We start from the raw sequence: 16,390 nt of genomic DNA, 5'->3' as shown, positions 1-16,390 counted from the left end.
CCCCGCGGCGTTTAGGCACTTTCGCGGGTTTCCCCCGGCGCGCATGGGGGCTATACGGGCGGCTGTTTGACGGCCGAGGAGAGGACCGATGGCGAACGTCGTGGTGGTTGGCGCCCAGTGGGGTGACGAAGGCAAAGGCAAGATCGTCGACTGGCTGAGCGAGCGTGCCGACGTGATCGCCCGCTTCCAGGGCGGCCACAACGCGGGCCATACGCTCGTGATCGGCAATGATGTCTTCAAGCTGTCGCTGCTGCCCTCGGGCATCGTGCGCAAGGGCAAGCTGGCCGTGATCGGCAACGGGGTCGTGCTCGACCCCTGGGCGCTGTTCGCGGAAATCGACAAGCTGACGAAGCAGGGCGTCGAGATCTCGGAAGCGAACCTGATGATCGCGGAGAACACCCCGCTGATCCTGCCGCTGCACGGGGATCTGGACAAGTTCCGTGAAGAAGCTGCCGGCGCCTCGAAGATCGGGACCACCGGTCGCGGCATCGGCCCGGCCTATGAGGACAAGGTCGGCCGCCGCGCGATCCGCGTCGCCGATCTGGCCGATGCCGAAACGCTGAGCGCGCGCCTCGACCGGCTGCTCGCCCACCACGACCCGCTGCGCAAGGGTCTGGGGGCCGAGCCCATCGACCGCGCCGAGCTGGAAGCCAAGCTGGCCGAGATCGCGCCGAAGCTGCTCGCCTTCGCCCAACCGGTCTGGAAGGTGCTGGGCGAGATGCGCAAAGCCGGCAAGCGCATCCTCTTCGAGGGCGCGCAGGGCTCGCTTCTCGACATCGACTTCGGCACCTATCCCTATGTCACCTCCTCGACCACGATGTCGGGCATGGCCGCCTCGGGCACCGGGCTCGGCCCCTCGGCCATCGGCTTCGTGCTGGGGATCGTGAAAGCCTACACCACCCGCGTGGGCTCGGGCCCGTTCCCGACCGAACTCGAAGACGAGGTCGGCCAGCGTCTGGGCGAGCGCGGCCATGAATTCGGCACCGTCACCGGGCGCAAGCGCCGCTGCGGCTGGTTCGACGCGGTGCTGGTGCGCCAGACCTGCGCGATCTCGGGCGTGACCGGCATCGCGCTGACCAAGCTCGACGTGCTCGACGGGTTCGAGAAGCTGAAGATCTGCGTGGGCTACGAGGTGGACGGGGTCAAATACGACTACCTGCCGACCGCCGCCGCGCTGCAGGACCGCGCGACGCCGATCTACGAAGAGATGGACGGCTGGTCCGAAAGCACGCAGGGCGCGCGCAGCTGGGCCGACCTGCCCGCGGCGGCGATCAAGTACGTGCGCCGGATCGAAGAGCTGATCCAGTGCCCGGTCGCGCTGCTGTCGACCTCGCCCGAGCGTGACGACACAATCCTCGTCACCGACCCCTTCGCGGACTGAGGCCGTGGCGCTGGGATACCGGGCCCGCAAGCGCTGGTCGCTGGTGATCCTGCTCGTGGGGTTGCCGGCCTACATCATCGTCGCCGTGACGCTGATGAACTGGCTGGACGCCCGCTTCGGGCGCCTGCCGATCTGGGCCGAAGTCGCGGTCTATGTCGGGCTCGGCTTCCTTTGGGCCCTGCCGTTTAGGCGGGTGTTCCGCGGGGTCGGACAGCCCGACCCTGACGCGCCGCGCAAGAACTGAGCCAAGAGCCCGCCTCAACGAGAAACGGCCCCCTTCCGGGGGCCGTTTTCCTGTTCTGGCTCTGCGGGCCGGAAGCAGCGCCCATCAGTGGGCGCGGCGGGCCTCGGCCATGAAGCGAGAGTTGGTGGTGATCGCGAACTGGCCGCGGCGCACCTTCTGGATCTTGCCCTGACGCAGCAGCATGCCGAAGCTGCGCAGGCCGGCCTCGCGGGTGAAGCCGTCCTCGACCGAGATCTTCTTCATGATCTGCGGGCGCGAGAAATGCGGGCGGCCCTCGATGGTCGAGGTATAGACCGCCGCCGCTTCCAGCAGTTCCGACAGGCCCTGTGCGCCCAGCCGATCGGCGAATTCGGCGAAGCTGCGGGCCTCTTCCGCGGTCGGCGGGGTGAAGTCCTCGTCCTCGTCGATCTCGACCGGGGCCGCGACCACGGCATCCGCCGAGACGCGGCGGGGGCGGATCGGCATCGCCGGGGCGGGGGCGATGTCGGGGCGCGGGGCGTCGACGCGCTGTTCGCTGACCAGGACCAGGGGCGCCGGACGGGCCGGTGCCGGGCGCGGGGTCGCGACGCGGGCCTCGCCGCCGGCGCCGGGCCGGCGCGGGCGGACGATCTGGGTCAGGTCGTCGCGATAGGCCTCGGTCGCGTCGTTGTCGCGGGCCGGACGGTCGGCGAAGACCCGGTCGGCGGCGGTGGCGACGACCGCGGCCTTCAGATGGGCGATGGCCGAATAGCGACGGCGGTGTTCGGGCCCGCTCAGTTCCTTGTTGGCAGTCTCGATCAGCCGCGCGACGGCGGCGTCGTCGGCGGGCATCCGGCGCAGCTGTTCGCCGGGCTCCGGCTCGGCCGGGGTCTCGAGACGGGTGTCAGGGCGCAGGCCGGGGCGGCGCGGGCTGATCGGCTGCACCGAATGTTCGGCGGCCGCGATCTTGGCCAGTAGGTCCTCTTCCTCGGCCGGTGCCTGGCGGCGCAGGCTGCGCGCGACGGGACGTTCGGGCATGATCGAGGGGGCCGGCTCGGGCAGCGCAGCGACCTCGGGCTCGGCCTGGACGACCGGCTCGGGCGTGACGACCGGCGCGGGCTCGTCGGCGCGTGCGGCAGCGGGGGCCGGCAGCACGTCGGGCATCGGCGGTTCGACCACCGGTTCGGCCGCGACCGGCGCGGCCGGGGCCAGTTCCGAGCGGCGGATGCGGATCACCCGGGCACGGGCGCGATCGATGACCGAGCGCAGGCTGGTGCCTTCGCGGGCCGGCTTGAGCGCGGCGGCGGCATCGACCGGGGCCGGCTCTGCGCGCGGCGCCTCGGCGGCGACCGTTTCGGGCGCCGGTTCGAGTTCGGGCTCTGCTTCAGGCGCCATCTCGGGCTCGACCGCGGCGACCTCGTCCTCGGACAATTCGGCGTCGACCGGCGCAGCTTCGGGCTGGGGCGCGTCTTCGGCGACAGCGTCCTGCGCGGCCTCTTCGACGGCGGGAGGCGCCGAGAAGATAAAGCTGTCGTCGGCGTCGATCTCGGGGACGCGCGACTGGGCGATCTCTTCGGCGATCGCCGCGAGCTCGGCCTCGAAGCCGTCCTCTTCCGCGACTGCCGGCTCGGCCTCGGGCTCTGCGGCGCTGTCGGCCTCGACCGCGGCCTCGACTTCTGCGCCGTGCTCCTGCTCGGCCTCAGCCTCAGCCTCAGCCTCAGCCTCGATCTCGGCGGCGACGGGCTCTTCGGTCTCGGCGGGCTCGTAGGCGTCGTCCTCGGCGATGCGTGCGAGGATTTCGTCGAGGTCATCGCGCTCGTCGGCATAGTCGGCAGAGGCGTCCGCCACGTCTTCGACGGCGCCCAGTTCGGGTTCGTCGGCCACGACCGGGGCCTCGGCCTCGACCGCGGGGGTGGCGTCTTCCTCGGCGGCGGCCTCGGGCTCGGGGGCGGCGAAGGCTTCCTCGACAAGCTCGGGCGCGGTCCAGGCGTCGACTTCGCCCGCGTCTTCCGCGACGACGTCGACCGGCTGGGGTTCGTAGGCTTCCTCTTCGAAGGCCTCGGCACCGAAGGTTTCGATGGTCAGCGCCTCGGCAGGCTGCGCTTCGGGGGACGCGACCTCTTCCGAGGCAACGGTCCAGTCTTCGTCCGACAGATCCTCGACGGTCCAATCGGCGGCCGGTGCGGCAGGTTCGTCCTCGGCGATGACGGCACCGAAATCGGCTTCGGCGATGCCGGGCATGTCGATGACGGCAGCCTCGACGCGGGCCGCTGCGGGCATCGGGGCGGATGCGGCCTCTTCTTCGTCCTCGTCCTCGACCGTCGTCTCGGCCATCGGCGGTTCCGCGGCGATCTCTTCGATGACCTCCGGTTCGGCCGGGTCCGCGGCGATGTCGTCCGCGACGGCCTCGACCGATGCGACAGGCGCTTCGGCCTCGGCCTCTTCGACGATCGGCGCCTCAGCGACGATCTCGGCCTCGGGTGCGATCTGCAGGGTGGCGGGCGGCACGGCTTCGGCGAAGAAGTCGCCGCCCTCGATCTCGTCCTCGTCCTCGGTGGCGGCGAAGGTCATGGCACCGGCCACAGCCCCCTGGACCGGGGCCGCATATGGATCGGTGCTGTCCTGGCGCGCCTTCACGTCGGCGACGGCGGCGCGGATGCGGGCCAACTTCTCGGCGACGCTTTCGGTCGCGGTGGCGGCGCGCGGCTGGGGCGCGGGGATTTCCCAGACGCCTTCCTCGGCCGCGTCCTCGGTCGGCGCGGCGACGATGTCGGCAAGCGGGGCAGGGGCGGCAGCGACCGGGGCAGCGACTGGTGCAGCCGCCGGGCGCGGCGGCTGCGGTGTGGCCTCGGCTGCCTCCTGATGGCCCTCGGGCCGCAGGATGACGCCGTTCTTCTGGATCTTGGCCTCGACCCGGCGCTGGATCTCGCGCTCGGCGATCTTGTGAAGCATCTCCGCGTCGGGCGTCGGGGGTTCCGCCCCGAAGTACCGGTCCTCGGCGGCGAGGTCGCGGAAGTACTCGGCGATGGCCTTCATGGTCGAGAACGGCTCGTCGAACCCTTCGAGGGTGCACGAGAACGTCCCGTAGGACACCGTCAGGATCTTACTCGCACCGATCATCTGCTCATGCCTTTTTGAACTTCTTTCCGCTGACCTTCCCGGCCAATGCGATCGCTCGCATGATTGCTTTGGGGAAAATCCAAGGAATTCTTTCGGCCACGATTGTGTCTGACTGCCTTAATCGTCATCAGTATCGGCATGACGGCAGCCATTGTCCAATCACGCGACGGGATCACGCTTCTTGGCGGCGGCACCCTTTACGAACGGGACCTGGACGAGGCGCTGGGGATCGCGCCCTGCCTTGTCGCGGCCGATGGCGGGGCAGAGGCCGCGCGCCGGGCGGGCGTGACGCCGCAGGCGGTCATCGGGGACCTCGACTCGCTCAGCCCCGAGACGCGGGCCATCCTGCCGCCGGGTATTGTGCATCAGGTTGACGAACAGGACGATACCGATTTCGGCAAGTGCCTGCGTCTGACCCGCGCCCCGTTCCATGTGGCCATCGGTTTCACCGGGGCGCGGATGGACCACGCGCTGGCGGTGCTGTCGGATGTGGCGCGCCACCCGGGCCCGGTGCTGGTTCTGGGCGAGCGCGAGGTGATCTTCCGCCTGCCGCCACGGCTGGAGCTGGACCTTGCCCCCGGCACGCGGGTGTCGCTGTTTCCGATGGGGCCGGTCAGCGGCAGCTCGACCGGGTTGCGCTGGCCGATCGACAGGCTGGGCTTCGCACCGGCCGGCAGGATCGGGACCTCGAACGAGGCGCTGGGGCGCGTGCACCTGCGCGTGGTGGGGCCGATGCTGGCGCTTGTGCCGCGCGACTGCCTCGCGCTCGCGCTCAATGCGCTGCGGGTGGCAGGCTGACCAGCGCGCGGCGGGCGACGATCCGTTCGCGGTGGATGACATAGAGGCCCGAGGCCACGATCACCCCGATCCCCGCCCAGGTCAGGCCGCCGGGGAAATCGCCGAAGAACAGGTAGCCGAAGAGCGTCGCCGTCACGATCTCGAGGTAGTGCAGCGGGGCGAGCGTCGCCGAGGGGGCGAACTTGAGCCCGTAGGTGATCGCCATGTGGCTGATCGTGGCGGCAAGCCCGACGCCGAAGCACCAGCCCCAGATCGCGGGGCTTTGCGGCAGGGCCACGTCGAAGGCGGGAATGCCCGAGGCATGGCCCGCCATCATCAGCGGCAGGCAGGCCGCGCCGGCCAGCACCGCGGTCCAGAACTGCATCGGGATCGGGTGCAATTCCCGCGAGAGGCGGCGGGTGACCAGCATGTAGAGCGCGAAGGTGACGGCGGTGCCCAGCGGGAACAGCGCCACCGCGCCGAAGGCCGCGAACGAGGGCTGGATGACCATCAGCGCCCCGGCGAAGCCCACCGCGCAGGCGGTGAGCCGGCGCGGCCCGACCTCTTCGCCCATCGCGAAGCGGCCGATCAGCAGGATGACGAAGGGCTCGACGAAGGCGATGGCCAGCGCATCGGCGATCGGCATCACCTGCACCGCAGCGACGAAGCAGAAGGTCGACACGATGCCGCAGACCCCGCGCGCCAGCGTCAGCCAGAAGGCCCGGCGCGACAGGCCGAAGCCCGGGCCGATCAGCGCCACCACCGGGGCCATCAGCGCGCCCTGCACGAGGAAGCGCCCGAAGGTGACGGTCGAGACCGGCACCTGCTGTGCGGCGGCCTTCGACGACACGTCGATCAGCGGCGCGATCAGGCAGAAGGCGACCATCAGCCCCATCCCGGCAAGGATGCGGTCGGCGGCAGGGCTCAGCGGGGTGACAGGGGTCGCGGTCATGCCCGCCTGATACGCCCGCGCCGGGTCCGCCGCCATTCCGAAAGCGACATTCCGTCGCGGGGCGCGCAGTGCCGTGGCGCCACTCAGCGTGCGCGGTGCCAGACCAGGGCCAGCACCTCGGTCGCGGCGATGAAGGGGGCCTTGCCGTCCATGTAATCCTCCCACGCGGTGCCGGGCCCGAGCAGCGACAGCTTCAGCGCGCCATAGGCCTCGGCCTGTGCCGGATGGGCGCGCAGGTAGTCGCGGAAGGCGAGGTGACGCTCGACCTGCGTCGAGCCGGTCAGGAAGACGTGAAGGTGGTGACTGCGCCGGCCGTCGGGGCCGCAGCGGCGGAAGTAACGGCGGCTGGGGATGCCGAACGCCCCCATCGCCTGATAGCCGCGGGCGGTCAGCGCGGCGGTGTCGATCGCCGAGAAGCTGGCGACCTCGCCCAGCATGTCGATGATCGGCTTCGCGGGCAGCCCGGGCACCGCGGTCGATCCGATGTGATGCAGCACGCCGCCGACCGCAGGCGCGATCGCGCGGGCCTCGGCGGCGAAGGCCTCGGCCCATCGCGGATCGTGGGCGACGACCTCGACCGCCATCAGCAGTTCGGGACGTTGACCGCGAGCCCGCCGAGTGAGGTTTCCTTGTACTTCTCGTGCATGTCGCGGCCGGTCTGGCGCATGGTCTCGATCGCGGCGTCAAGCGGCACCAGATGCGTGCCGTCGCCCCGAAGCGCCAGCGAGGCCGCAGAGACCGCCTTGATCGCGCCCAGTCCGTTGCGCTCGATGCAGGGCACCTGCACCAGCCCCTTCACCGGGTCGCAGGTCATGCCAAGGTGATGCTCGAGCGCGATCTCGGCCGCGTTCTCGATCTGCTCAGGGCTGCCGCCCAGCACCGCGGCCAGCCCGGCCGCGGCCATCGCGGCGGCCGATCCGACCTCGGCCTGGCATCCGCATTCCGCGCCCGAGATCGAGGCGTTGGTCTTCACCAGCCCGCCGATCGCCGCCGAGGTCAGCAGGAATTCCCTGATGCGCGAACGCGTGGCGCCCGGCACATGGTCGAGCCAGTAGCGGATCACGGCGGGCATCACCCCCGCCGCGCCGTTCGTCGGCGCGGTGACGACCTGCCCGCCGGCGGCGTTCTCTTCGTTCACCGCCATCGCATAGGTCGACATCCAGTCGTTGATCGCATGGGGCGCGGTCAGGTTCATGCCGCGCTCGGCCAGAAGCGCATCATGGATGCCCTTGGCGCGGCGCTTCACCTTCAGCCCGCCCGGCAGGATGCCGTCGGTCACGAGACCGCGGTCGATGCAGGCCTCCATCACCGCCCAGATCCGCTTCAGACCCTCGTCGATCTCGGCGTCAGAGCGGAAGACGCGTTCGTTCTCGCGCTTCATCCGGGCGATGGTCTTGCCCGAGGCCGCGGCCATTTCCAGCATCTCGGCCGCGGTGCGGAACGGGTAGGGGACGGGCGAGGGCGCCTTGAGGTCGGCGTCCGAGATCCCGGCCTGCTCGTCCGCGGTCAGCACGAAGCCGCCGCCGATGGAATAGTACGTTTCCTGCAGGATCACGTCGCCCTGCGCGTCGGTCGCGCTCAGGATCATGCCGTTGGCATGGCCGGGCAGCGAGGGGCCGAAGTCGAACAGCAGGTCCGCCGCCGGGTCGAAGCGCATCACCGGCAGGCCCTCGGGCGCGATGGTCCTGGTCTGCGCGATGGCGGCCAGCGCGGCCTCGGCCTTTTCATGGTCGTAGCTCGCGGGCTCGAACCCGGCGAGGCCGAGGATCGTCGCACGGTCGGTGGCATGGCCCTTGCCGGTGAAGGCCAGCGAGCCGTGCAGCGAGGCCTTCAGCCCGGCGGGCTGGAACGGCGAGGCGCGCAGCCGGTCAAGGAAGCGGGCGCCCGCGACCATCGGGCCCATCGTGTGCGAGGACGAGGGGCCGACACCGATCTTGAACACATCGAAGACGGAGAGGAACATGGGCGGGCCTCCGGGCAGTTTCGCCCCTTCTCGCACCCCGGCCGGGGCGACAGAAGGCCGAAAGCGACATTCCCGGGGGCGAAGGCGCAGGGGAGGGCGCCGGCGATGACACTCAGGCTCTGGTATCACCCCTATGCTTCGTTCTGCCGCAAGATCCTGATCGCGCTCGACGAGGCGCAGATCGCGGTCGAGTTTCGCCCCGTTGACCTCGGCGATCCGGCCGACAGGGCGGCGCTGGCCGCGCTCTGGCCGCCGATGCGGTTCCCGGTGCTGGAGGATGCGGGCCGGGTGATCCCCGAGACCACCATCATTGCCGAGCATCTGGCGCTGGGCCGCCCGGCGATGCGGGCGCTGCTGCCCGAGGGCGCGGCCGGGGTCGAGATCCGGCTCTGGGACCGGCTGATGGACCTGATGGGCGAGTTGCCTATGCAGAAGATCGTCGGCGACTGGCTGCGCCCCGCCGAGGCGCGCGATCCGCATGGTCTGGCCGAGGCCGAAACGCAGCTGCGCGATTTCTACGCGCTGATCGAGCGGCAGCTGGCACACGGGCGCGACTGGATCGCGGGGGCCGATTTCAGCCTTGCCGATTGCGCCGCCCAGCCCGCGCTGCATTTCGCCCGCCGGGTTGCGCCGCCGCTCGCGCCGCTGCCGCGGTTTGCAGCCTATTGTGACCGGCTGGATGCGCGACCCTCGGTGCAGCGGGTGGATGCCGCGGCAGCCCCCTTCGATATCCATTTCCCCGTACCCGGAGCCTGAGGCCGCCATGACCGTCGAGATCCTGCGTTACGCGATCCCCGCCGCCGAGGCCGAGGCCTTCATCGCCGACTATCGTGCGGCGATGGTGCCGCTGATGGCCTCGCCCCATGCCCGCGCCTTCGAGCTGTGCCAATGCGACGAGGAACCGGGGCGGTTCCTGCTGTGCATCGACTGGACTTCGGCCGAGGATCACCTGCAGCAGTTCCGCGGCAGCGCCGAGTTCCGCGCCTTCTTCGCACATATCCGCCGCTGGGTGCCGCAGATCGAGGAGATGCGCCACTATACGCGGCGCCTCTCGGCCTGAGGTCAGGCGAGGAAGAAGTCCCAGATCAGCTTGAGGTTCAGCACCACGATCACCGCCGCGATCAGCGTGGCAAAGAGCCCAAGCCAGAGCGGCGCGACCATCGAGCCCATCTTGCGCCGGTCGGTGGTGAACATCACCAGCGGCACGACTGCGAAGGAGAGCTGCAGCGACAGCACGACCTGCGTCAGGATCAGAAGCTCTCCTGTGCCCGAGCTGCCGTAGAGGATCGTCACGCCGGCCGCCGGAACGATGGCGATTGCCCGCGTCACCATCCGACGCAGCCAGGGGGCGATCTTCATCTGCAGGAAGCCCTCCATCACCGCCTGCCCGGCCAGCGTCGCCGTCACCGTCGAGTTCAGCCCGCAGCACAGCAGAGCGACTGCAAACAGCGCCGGTGCCGCGCTGGCGCCCAGCATCGGGCCGATCAGCGAATGGGCCTGGTCGATCTCGGCCACGTCGAACTGGCCGCTGGCATGGAACGAGGCCGCGGCAAGGATCAGGATCGAGGCGTTGATCAGCAGGGCGAACATCAGCGCCACGGTCGAATCGATGGTGGCCCATTTCAGCGCGTGGCGTTTCTCGGGCGTGCTGTCGCCCCAGGCGCGGGTCTGCACGATGGCCGAGTGCAGGTAGAGGTTGTGCGGCATCACCGTCGCCCCGAGGATTCCGAGCGCGAGGTAGAGCATCTCGGGGTTCTTCACGATCTCGACCGTCGGCGCGAAGCCAAGGATCACCCCGCGCCAGTCGGGATCGGCCAGGAAGACCTGCACCGCGAAACAGGCGGTGATGACGGCGAGCAGCGCGATCACGAAGGCCTCGAGCCAGCGGAACCCCTTCTTCTGCAGCCAAAGGATCAGGAAGACATCGAGCGAGGTCAGGATCACCCCGATTTCCAGCGGGATCCCGAACAAGAGGTTCAGGCCGATCGCGGTGCCGATCACCTCGGCGATGTCGGTGGCGATGATCGCAAGCTCGGCCAGGAACCACAGCGGGATGCGCAGCCAGGGCGCGAAGGCGTCGCGGCAGGCCTGCGCGAGGTCACGGCCGGTGGCGATGGCCAGCCGCGCGCAGAGCGACTGCAGCACGATCGCCATGATGTTCGAGATCAGCGCGACGGTCAGCAGCGTGTAGCCGAATTTCGAGCCCCCGGCGAGCGAGGTCGCCCAGTTGCCCGGGTCCATGTAGCCCACGGCCACCATGTAGCCCGGCCCGAGGAAGGCGAGGATCCGCCGCGCACCCGCCTTGGGCACCCGCACCGTGCGATGCACATCGACCAGAGCCGCCTCGCCGCGCGTCTGGCGCCAGTCGCGCCCCTGCTCGGCGAAGGCCCCGATCCCGAACTGATCCGCCATCTGCTTTTGTTCCTGTAAATGAGAACCATTCTCAAAACTGGATAATGATGCGCCGCGCGCGCATGTCAAGCGCCGCATCGCGGCACGATGCGCGGTCGCCGCGGCGTGACGGCACGGCAGGGGGGTTGAGGGGCGCGCGCGCTCTGGCTAGGGGAGGGGAAGGAGGTGCCCGATGCAGGATCTCGACCCCGATACGCTGGCCCGTCTCTTCACCCGCGACGACGGCAGCTTTCTGTGCGCGCGCTGGGACCGGCCGATCGTGCCCGTCGTCTTCGGAGTGACGGACGAGACGCTGGCCACGGTCAAGGGCGCGATCGAAGGCGTGGTGATGCTGGCCGGGCACCGGATGGCGGAAACCGACCCCGAGCAGGGGGCCAACCTCTTCCTGTTCTTCCTGCGCGACTGGACCGATCTCGAGGCCGTGCCCGATCTGGACAGGCTGCTGGGCGGCGCGGGCGTGACGTCCGATCTCGTATCCCGGCTGCAGGCGGCGGACGCCCATCACTACCGCAGCTTCCGGTTCGAGGCCTCGGGCGCGATCCGCGCGGGCTTCGTCTTCCTGCGCATCGCGGGGCCGCTGGCCGAGATGCCGGCCGAGGATCTGGCGCTCGCAGAGGCGGTGCAGATGATCCTGACCTGGTCCGAGGGCGCGTTCCGCGACCGCTCGCCCCTGGCCCAGGCCGGCGGCGTGGCGGTGCTGCGCCCCGCGGTCGCCGCGGTGATCCGCGCGGCCTACGATCCTGTCCTGCCCGTCGCTGCGACCGAGCCCGCGCATGGGCTGCGCCTTTTCGCCCGCGCGCTGAAGGGAGACGCCGCATGACCGACCATCGCTTCACCTGCCGCGTCTATTACGAGGACACGGACCTCGCCGGCATCGTCTATTACGCGAACTACCTGCGCTTCATCGAAAGGGCGCGCAGCGAATGGGTGCGCGACCTGGGGCTGGACCAGCGGCGGATGAAGGAAGAAGACCATCTCGTCTTCGCCGTGCGCCGGCTCGAGGCCGACTACCTGCGCCCCGCGCGTTTCGACGACGAGCTGACGGTCGAGACCCGGCTGATGGGGGCCACCGCGGCGCGGCTGGTGCTGGACCAGACGGTGCTGCGCGCCGAAGAGCGTCTGTTCACCGCGCAGGTCACGCTGGTCTGCCTGACCGAGGCCGGGGCCCCTGCGCGGTTGCCCGCAGCCTTGCGCGCGCAACTCGTGCCTGCGGTGCACTGAACCACGCTGGCACAGCCTGCGGTGTTCTGCTCCAGGCAGGGCGCAAGATGCATGGCAGCCCTGCGCCCAACTGACGCAGATGTGTTGGCATTCCCCTTCCAAAACTGTAGAATCCGCGCCAATGAGGGCCGCAAGAACGCGGCCCCGTAAAAACACCGGCGAGCAGACAGTATGGACACCCACGCCCTTGCCTCGGCGCAGGAGATTGATTTCTCTTTGCTTGCGCTTTTCGCGCGCGCCTCTCTGACCGTTAAGCTCGTGATGCTCGCGCTGATCGGCGCCAGCATCTGGTCCTGGGCGATCATCATCCAGAAATACATCGTCTACCGGCTGGCGCGCCGCGAAGCCTCGATCTTCGACCGCTCGTTCTGGTCGGGCGAGCCGCTGGACGAGCTGTTCGAAAAGATCGGTTCGGCCCCCGATGGCGCCTCTGAAAAGGTCTTCGCCGCCGGCATGCTGGAATGGCGCCGGTCGCACCGTCAGGACGGCGGGCTGATCGCCGGGGCGCAGGCGCGCATCGACCGCTCGATGGACGTGGCGATCGCCAAGGAAAGCGAGAAGCTGAATTCGGGCCTGGGCGTGCTGGCGACCACCGGCTCGACCGCACCGTTCATCGGCCTCTTCGGCACCGTCTGGGGGATCAAGACCGCTTTCGAGGAGATCGCGATCTCGCAGAACACCTCGCTGGCCGTCGTGGCCCCGGGCATCGCCGAGGCGCTGCTGGCCACCGGCATCGGCCTGGTCGCCGCGATCCCGGCCGTGATCTTCTACAACAAGCTTTCGGGCGACAGCGACCGCATCATCTCGGGCTACGAGGCCTTTGCGGACGAATTCTCGACCATCCTCTCGCGCCAGCTGGACGCCTGAGCGATGGGGGCCGGGGTCATGAAGAAGGGCGGCGGCGGTGGTCGTCGCGGGGGCGGACGGCGGCGCGGCGGTGGCCGTTCGGCCGCGATGAGCGAGATCAACATCACGCCCTTCGTCGACGTGATGCTTGTGCTTTTGATCATCTTCATGGTCGCGGCACCGCTGATGACCGTGGGCGTGCCGCTGGAACTGCCCAAGACCGCCGCGCAGGCGGTCCCGACCGAGCAGGAAGAGCCGCTGACGATCTCGCTGCAGGCCGATGGCACGGTTTCGGTGATGAACACGCCGACGCCCGAGGACGAGCTTGTGGTGCGGCTGCAGGCGGTGGCCGCCGAGCGCAAGGACAACAAGCTGTTCCTGCGCGCCGATGGCAGCATCCCCTACGAGCGGGTCGTGCAGGTCATGGGCGCGCTGAACAATGCGGGCTTCAGCGCGATCACGCTGGTGACCGACGGCGGCGGGCCGACCATGAACGGTCGGACGGCCCCGAGCAACTGACGACAGAGCGACACAGGCGCCCGGCCCGGTAGGGCGCGGAGCACAGCTTGGCTGAAGGCAGCATGGTACGTTCGGACAGAATCGGCATCACGGTATCGGCAGGGGGACACGCGGCGCTGTTCCTCTGGGCGATCCTTGGCGGCTGGCTCTTCCAGCCCAAGCCCTCGGCCCCGGTCGAGAGCGCGTCCGTCTCGATCATGTCGGAAAGCGATTTCGCGGCGCTCGAGGCCGCGGCGAGCCGCGCGCCGACGCCGCCCGCCGCGACGCCGACGCCGCTGGCCTCGTCGCCGCCGCCGGAAGCCGCGCCCGACACCGCCGAGGCGGCCGAGCCCGAACCCGCGCCGTCGCCCGCGACCTCGGCCCCGCCGCCGGCCGCGACGGCCGATGCTGCACCCGACGTCTCGCAGCTTGCGCCGCCGACGCCCACGGTCAGCGCCGCCGCGCCCTCGGCGCCGCCTGCGCCGAAGACCGAACAGGCCGCGGCGCTGGCCGCCAAGGTGAGCCCGCGTCCGAAGCAGCGCCCAAGCCCGCGCGTGGCCCCCACGCCCGCGGCCCCGCCGCCGCCCGATGCAGAGGTCTCGCCCGAGACTGTGGCCGAGAAGCGCCCCGAGCCCACGCCCGAGCCGGTGCCGGTCGAAGAGAAGAAGAAACCCGCCGCGCCGGAAGAGGCCGCGACCGAGATCGCGACCGAAGAGAACAAGGCAGACGAGACCGCCGCGCCCGACCCGACCAAGGTCGCCGCCGCCGCGCAGGCCGAAGCCGACGCCAAGGCGGCTGCCGAGAAGGCCGCCGCCGACAAGAAGGCTGCCGAGAAGAAGGCCGCTGACGCCAAGGCCGCTGCGGACAAGAAGGCTGCCGATGCCAAGGCCGCGGCAGAGAAGAAAGCCGCCGACGAGAAGAAGGCGGCCGAGAAGAAGGCCGCTGACGCCAAGGCTGCGGCGGACAAGGCTGCGGCAGACAAGAAGGCGGCCGAGAAGAAGGCTGCGGATGCCAAGGCCGCCGCGGACAAGAAGGCCGCCGCCGACAAGGCCGCCGCCGCCGCTGCCGAGAAGGCCGCGACCGATGCCGCGCTGAAAGAGGCGATGGGCGGGGCGACCCAGCAGGGCGAAAGCCGGCAGGGCACAGGCCTCGCCGCCGACGGCCCGCCGATGACCAGCGGCGAGAAGGACGCGCTGCGCGTCGCGGTGCAGGCCTGCTGGAACATCGGCTCGCTCTCGTCCGAGGCGCAGCGGGTGACGGTGACGGTCCGCGTCTCGATGGGCCCCGATGGCAAGCCGGTGTCTTCCTCGATGAAGATGGCCGAGTTCTCGGGCGGGTCGGAAGCCGCGGCCCAGCAGGCCTACGAGGCCGGGCGGCGCGCGATCCTGCGCTGCGCGGGCCCGACCGGCTACAATCTTCCGGCCGAGAAATACGGCCAGTGGCAGGAGATCGAAATGGTCTTCAACCCGAACGGGATGCGCATGAAATGACCCGCAGCCCGCACGACACGACGAAACCCGGCGGCCCGGCGCGGCCCGGAACCAGGGGGAGACTTCCCATGCTTCGCAAGACCGCCCTCGCGGCGCTTCTCTCGGCGGCCGCGCTCGCGGCGCCCTTCGCCGTCTCGCCGGCGCTCGCGCAGGATCGCGGGCCGCTTCGGATTGAGATCGATCAGGGCGTGATCGAGCCCTTGCCCTATGCCGCCCCGGTCTTCGTGGCCGAGAACGCCGCCGCCCAGCAGTATGCCGCGCAGCTGACACAGGTGCTGAACGCCGACCTCACCGGCACGGGCCTCTTCCGCGAGATCCCGGCTTCGGCCCATATCGCGCGCATCACCTCGTTCGACGCCCCGGTGTCCTATCAGGACTGGCGCGCGATCAATGCCGAGGCGCTGGTCGGCGGCTCGGTCTCGGTCTCGGGCGACAAGATCACCGTCAAGTTCCGCCTCTATGACGTCTTCGCCGGCCAGCAGCTGGGCGAGGGGCAGCAATACGTGGCCTCGGCCGCCTCGTGGCGCCGGATGGCCCACAAGGTCGCCGACCAGGTCTATTCGCGCATCACCGGCGAGGGCGGCTATTTCGACAGCCGCGTGGTCTACGTCCAGGAGATCGGGCCGAAGGACAAGCGCCAGAAGCGCCTTGGCATCATGGATTACGACGGCGCCGGTCCGCAGTATCTGACCGACAGCTCGACCATCGTGATGTCGCCCCGCTTCTCGCCCTCGGGCGACCGGGTGCTTTACACCACCTTCGAGACCGGCTTCCCGCGCATCAAGATGCTGAACCTGTCGAACGTCTCGTCGCAGCTGCTGCCCGAGACGCCCGGCACGATGACCTTCGCCCCGCGCTTCTCGCCCGACGGGTCGCAGATCGTCTATTCGGTCGAGCAGGGCGGCAACACCGACATCTGGAAGATGGACCTGCGCTCGGGCCAGACCCAGCGGTTGACCAACACCCCCGCGATCGAGACCGCGCCGTCCTTCTCGCCGGACGGCTCGCGCATCGTCTTCGAAAGCGACCGCTCGGGCGGGCAGCAGATCTACATCATGGGCGCGAACGGGGGCGAACCGACGCGGATCTCGTTCGGCGAGGGTCGCTATGGCACGCCGGTCTGGTCGCCGCGCGGCGACCTGATCGCCTTCACCAAGCAGAATGCCGGCCGCTTCCACATCGGCGTGATGCGCACCGACGGTTCGGAAGAGCGGCTTCTCACGGCCTCGTTCCTTGACGAGGGTCCGACCTGGGCGCCGAATGGCCGGGTGGTGATGTTCACGCGCGAAACCGCCGGCGCCGGCGGCGAGCCGCGGCTGTTCTCGGTCGATGTCTCGGGGCGGAACCTGAAGGCGGTGCCGACCTCCGGCGCGGCTTCGGACCCGGCCTGGTCGCCGCTGCTGAAGTAACGGGCAGAGGCCCCCGAAGGATGAAGGCAATCGTTTCCAAGGCGTGATCGCTTTGGTAAAGCGGGGCCAAGACGGACCAAGACGGACAAGGCCGGGGCGCGAATGCCCCGGCGGCTCAT

At 69.9% G+C, this 16,390-nt stretch carries 16 protein-coding genes; 11 read left to right on the top strand and 5 right to left on the bottom strand.

What is annotated here, in order from left to right:
• Positions 1 to 88 precede the first annotated feature (88 nt).
• On the top strand, positions 89 to 1,381 hold the full coding sequence (locus V8J36_RS16145; protein ID WP_336468343.1) for an adenylosuccinate synthase: 1,293 nt from the start codon (positions 89 to 91) through the stop codon (positions 1,379 to 1,381).
• A 4-nt stretch (positions 1,382 to 1,385) separates the two neighbouring features.
• Positions 1,386 to 1,625 carry a DUF2842 domain-containing protein gene (locus tag V8J36_RS16140; RefSeq protein WP_336468342.1) on the top strand — a complete coding sequence of 80 codons (240 nt, stop codon included), beginning with the start codon at positions 1,386 to 1,388 and terminating at the stop codon, positions 1,623 to 1,625.
• 84 nt (positions 1,626 to 1,709) lie between these two features.
• Here V8J36_RS16140 and V8J36_RS16135 read toward each other — a convergent pair whose 3' ends face one another.
• On the bottom strand, positions 1,710 to 4,703 hold the full coding sequence (locus tag V8J36_RS16135) for a hypothetical protein (RefSeq protein WP_336468341.1): 2,994 nt from the start codon (positions 4,701 to 4,703) through the stop codon (positions 1,710 to 1,712).
• Between the two features lie 138 nt (positions 4,704 to 4,841).
• On the opposite strand from V8J36_RS16135, the gene V8J36_RS16130 reads away from it, so the two are divergent.
• Positions 4,842 to 5,501 (top strand): thiamine diphosphokinase, encoded by a 660-nt coding sequence (locus V8J36_RS16130; protein ID WP_336468340.1) that lies wholly within the window; start codon positions 4,842 to 4,844, stop codon positions 5,499 to 5,501.
• Here V8J36_RS16130 and V8J36_RS16125 read toward each other — a convergent pair.
• From V8J36_RS16125 to V8J36_RS16115, 3 genes are all read right to left on the bottom strand, one after another.
• Complete coding sequence (locus V8J36_RS16125; protein WP_442902501.1) at positions 5,476 to 6,432, bottom strand: DMT family transporter; 957 nt, start codon at positions 6,430 to 6,432, stop codon at positions 5,476 to 5,478. The two genes, V8J36_RS16130 and V8J36_RS16125, sit on opposite strands and share 26 nt — an antisense overlap.
• A gap of 83 nt (positions 6,433 to 6,515) precedes the next feature.
• Complete coding sequence (locus V8J36_RS16120) at positions 6,516 to 7,016, bottom strand: GrpB family protein (protein WP_336468339.1); 501 nt, start codon at positions 7,014 to 7,016, stop codon at positions 6,516 to 6,518.
• Positions 7,016 to 8,395, bottom strand: a complete 1,380-nt coding sequence (locus tag V8J36_RS16115; protein WP_336468338.1) for an L-serine ammonia-lyase — start codon at positions 8,393 to 8,395, stop codon at positions 7,016 to 7,018. Before V8J36_RS16115 ends, V8J36_RS16120 begins: the two co-directional genes overlap by 1 nt.
• A gap of 105 nt (positions 8,396 to 8,500) precedes the next feature.
• Here V8J36_RS16115 and V8J36_RS16110 point away from each other — a divergent pair, with 105 nt between their 5' ends.
• Together V8J36_RS16110 and V8J36_RS16105 are read left to right on the top strand one after the other, a co-directional pair.
• Positions 8,501 to 9,151, top strand: a complete 651-nt coding sequence (locus V8J36_RS16110) for a glutathione S-transferase family protein (protein ID WP_336468337.1) — start codon at positions 8,501 to 8,503, stop codon at positions 9,149 to 9,151.
• Between the two features lie 7 nt (positions 9,152 to 9,158).
• The gene (locus V8J36_RS16105; RefSeq protein ID WP_336468336.1) at positions 9,159 to 9,455 is read left to right on the top strand and encodes an antibiotic biosynthesis monooxygenase family protein; all 297 of its coding nucleotides are present in this window, start codon (positions 9,159 to 9,161) and stop codon (positions 9,453 to 9,455) included.
• 2 nt (positions 9,456 to 9,457) lie between these two features.
• On the opposite strand, the gene V8J36_RS16100 is transcribed toward V8J36_RS16105, so the two are convergent.
• Positions 9,458 to 10,807, bottom strand: coding sequence for an Nramp family divalent metal transporter (locus V8J36_RS16100; protein WP_336468335.1), 1,350 nt, complete (start codon positions 10,805 to 10,807; stop codon positions 9,458 to 9,460).
• Positions 10,808 to 10,979: 172 nt separating this feature from the next.
• On the opposite strand from V8J36_RS16100, the gene V8J36_RS16095 reads away from it, so the two are divergent.
• From V8J36_RS16095 to tolB, 6 genes are all read left to right on the top strand, one after another.
• Positions 10,980 to 11,627: a hypothetical protein gene (locus tag V8J36_RS16095; RefSeq protein WP_336468334.1), complete on the top strand. Its 648-nt coding sequence runs from the start codon at positions 10,980 to 10,982 to the stop codon at positions 11,625 to 11,627.
• On the top strand, positions 11,624 to 12,028 hold the full coding sequence (ybgC, locus tag V8J36_RS16090; RefSeq protein ID WP_336468333.1) for a tol-pal system-associated acyl-CoA thioesterase: 405 nt from the start codon (positions 11,624 to 11,626) through the stop codon (positions 12,026 to 12,028). The genes V8J36_RS16095 and ybgC overlap by 4 nt, the downstream gene beginning before the upstream one ends.
• A 171-nt stretch (positions 12,029 to 12,199) precedes the next feature.
• Entirely contained in the window at positions 12,200 to 12,895 is a 696-nt protein-coding gene (gene tolQ, locus V8J36_RS16085; RefSeq protein ID WP_336468332.1) for a protein TolQ, read from the top strand.
• A gap of 3 nt (positions 12,896 to 12,898) precedes the next feature.
• A complete protein-coding gene (tolR, locus tag V8J36_RS16080; protein WP_336468331.1) occupies positions 12,899 to 13,393 on the top strand; it encodes a protein TolR in 495 nt (164 codons plus the stop codon).
• Positions 13,394 to 13,440: 47 nt separating this feature from the next.
• Positions 13,441 to 14,862, top strand: a complete 1,422-nt coding sequence (gene tolA, locus V8J36_RS16075; protein WP_336468330.1) for a cell envelope integrity protein TolA — start codon at positions 13,441 to 13,443, stop codon at positions 14,860 to 14,862.
• A gap of 68 nt (positions 14,863 to 14,930) precedes the next feature.
• On the top strand, positions 14,931 to 16,271 hold the full coding sequence (gene tolB / locus V8J36_RS16070; RefSeq protein WP_336468329.1) for a Tol-Pal system beta propeller repeat protein TolB: 1,341 nt from the start codon (positions 14,931 to 14,933) through the stop codon (positions 16,269 to 16,271).
• The last annotated feature ends 119 nt before the right edge of the window (positions 16,272 to 16,390 follow it).

The sequence above is a fragment of the Frigidibacter sp. MR17.14 genome (assembly GCF_037095735.1).
Taxonomy (GTDB): domain Bacteria; phylum Pseudomonadota; class Alphaproteobacteria; order Rhodobacterales; family Rhodobacteraceae; genus Frigidibacter.
This window is presented reverse-complemented; position numbering and strand designations above follow the sequence as displayed.

What these genes read in the sequence shown, in the direction of transcription:
- V8J36_RS16145 (WP_336468343.1), top strand. Translation starts at nt 89, where the DNA reads ATGGCGAACGTCGTGGTGGTTGGCGCCCAGTGGGGTGACGAAGGCAAA.
- V8J36_RS16135 (WP_336468341.1), bottom strand. Translation starts at nt 4,703, where the DNA reads ATGATCGGTGCGAGTAAGATCCTGACGGTGTCCTACGGGACGTTCTCG.
- V8J36_RS16130 (WP_336468340.1), top strand. Translation starts at nt 4,842, where the DNA reads ATGACGGCAGCCATTGTCCAATCACGCGACGGGATCACGCTTCTTGGC.
- V8J36_RS16125 (WP_442902501.1), bottom strand. Translation starts at nt 6,432, where the DNA reads ATGACCGCGACCCCTGTCACCCCGCTGAGCCCTGCCGCCGACCGCATC.
- V8J36_RS16120 (WP_336468339.1), bottom strand. Translation starts at nt 7,016, where the DNA reads ATGGCGGTCGAGGTCGTCGCCCACGATCCGCGATGGGCCGAGGCCTTC.
- V8J36_RS16115 (WP_336468338.1), bottom strand. Translation starts at nt 8,395, where the DNA reads ATGTTCCTCTCCGTCTTCGATGTGTTCAAGATCGGTGTCGGCCCCTCG.
- V8J36_RS16110 (WP_336468337.1), top strand. Translation starts at nt 8,501, where the DNA reads ATGACACTCAGGCTCTGGTATCACCCCTATGCTTCGTTCTGCCGCAAG.
- V8J36_RS16105 (WP_336468336.1), top strand. Translation starts at nt 9,159, where the DNA reads ATGACCGTCGAGATCCTGCGTTACGCGATCCCCGCCGCCGAGGCCGAG.
- V8J36_RS16100 (WP_336468335.1), bottom strand. Translation starts at nt 10,807, where the DNA reads ATGGCGGATCAGTTCGGGATCGGGGCCTTCGCCGAGCAGGGGCGCGAC.
- V8J36_RS16095 (WP_336468334.1), top strand. Translation starts at nt 10,980, where the DNA reads ATGCAGGATCTCGACCCCGATACGCTGGCCCGTCTCTTCACCCGCGAC.
- ybgC (WP_336468333.1), top strand. Translation starts at nt 11,624, where the DNA reads ATGACCGACCATCGCTTCACCTGCCGCGTCTATTACGAGGACACGGAC.
- tolQ (WP_336468332.1), top strand. Translation starts at nt 12,200, where the DNA reads ATGGACACCCACGCCCTTGCCTCGGCGCAGGAGATTGATTTCTCTTTG.
- tolR (WP_336468331.1), top strand. Translation starts at nt 12,899, where the DNA reads ATGGGGGCCGGGGTCATGAAGAAGGGCGGCGGCGGTGGTCGTCGCGGG.
- tolB (WP_336468329.1), top strand. Translation starts at nt 14,931, where the DNA reads ATGCTTCGCAAGACCGCCCTCGCGGCGCTTCTCTCGGCGGCCGCGCTC.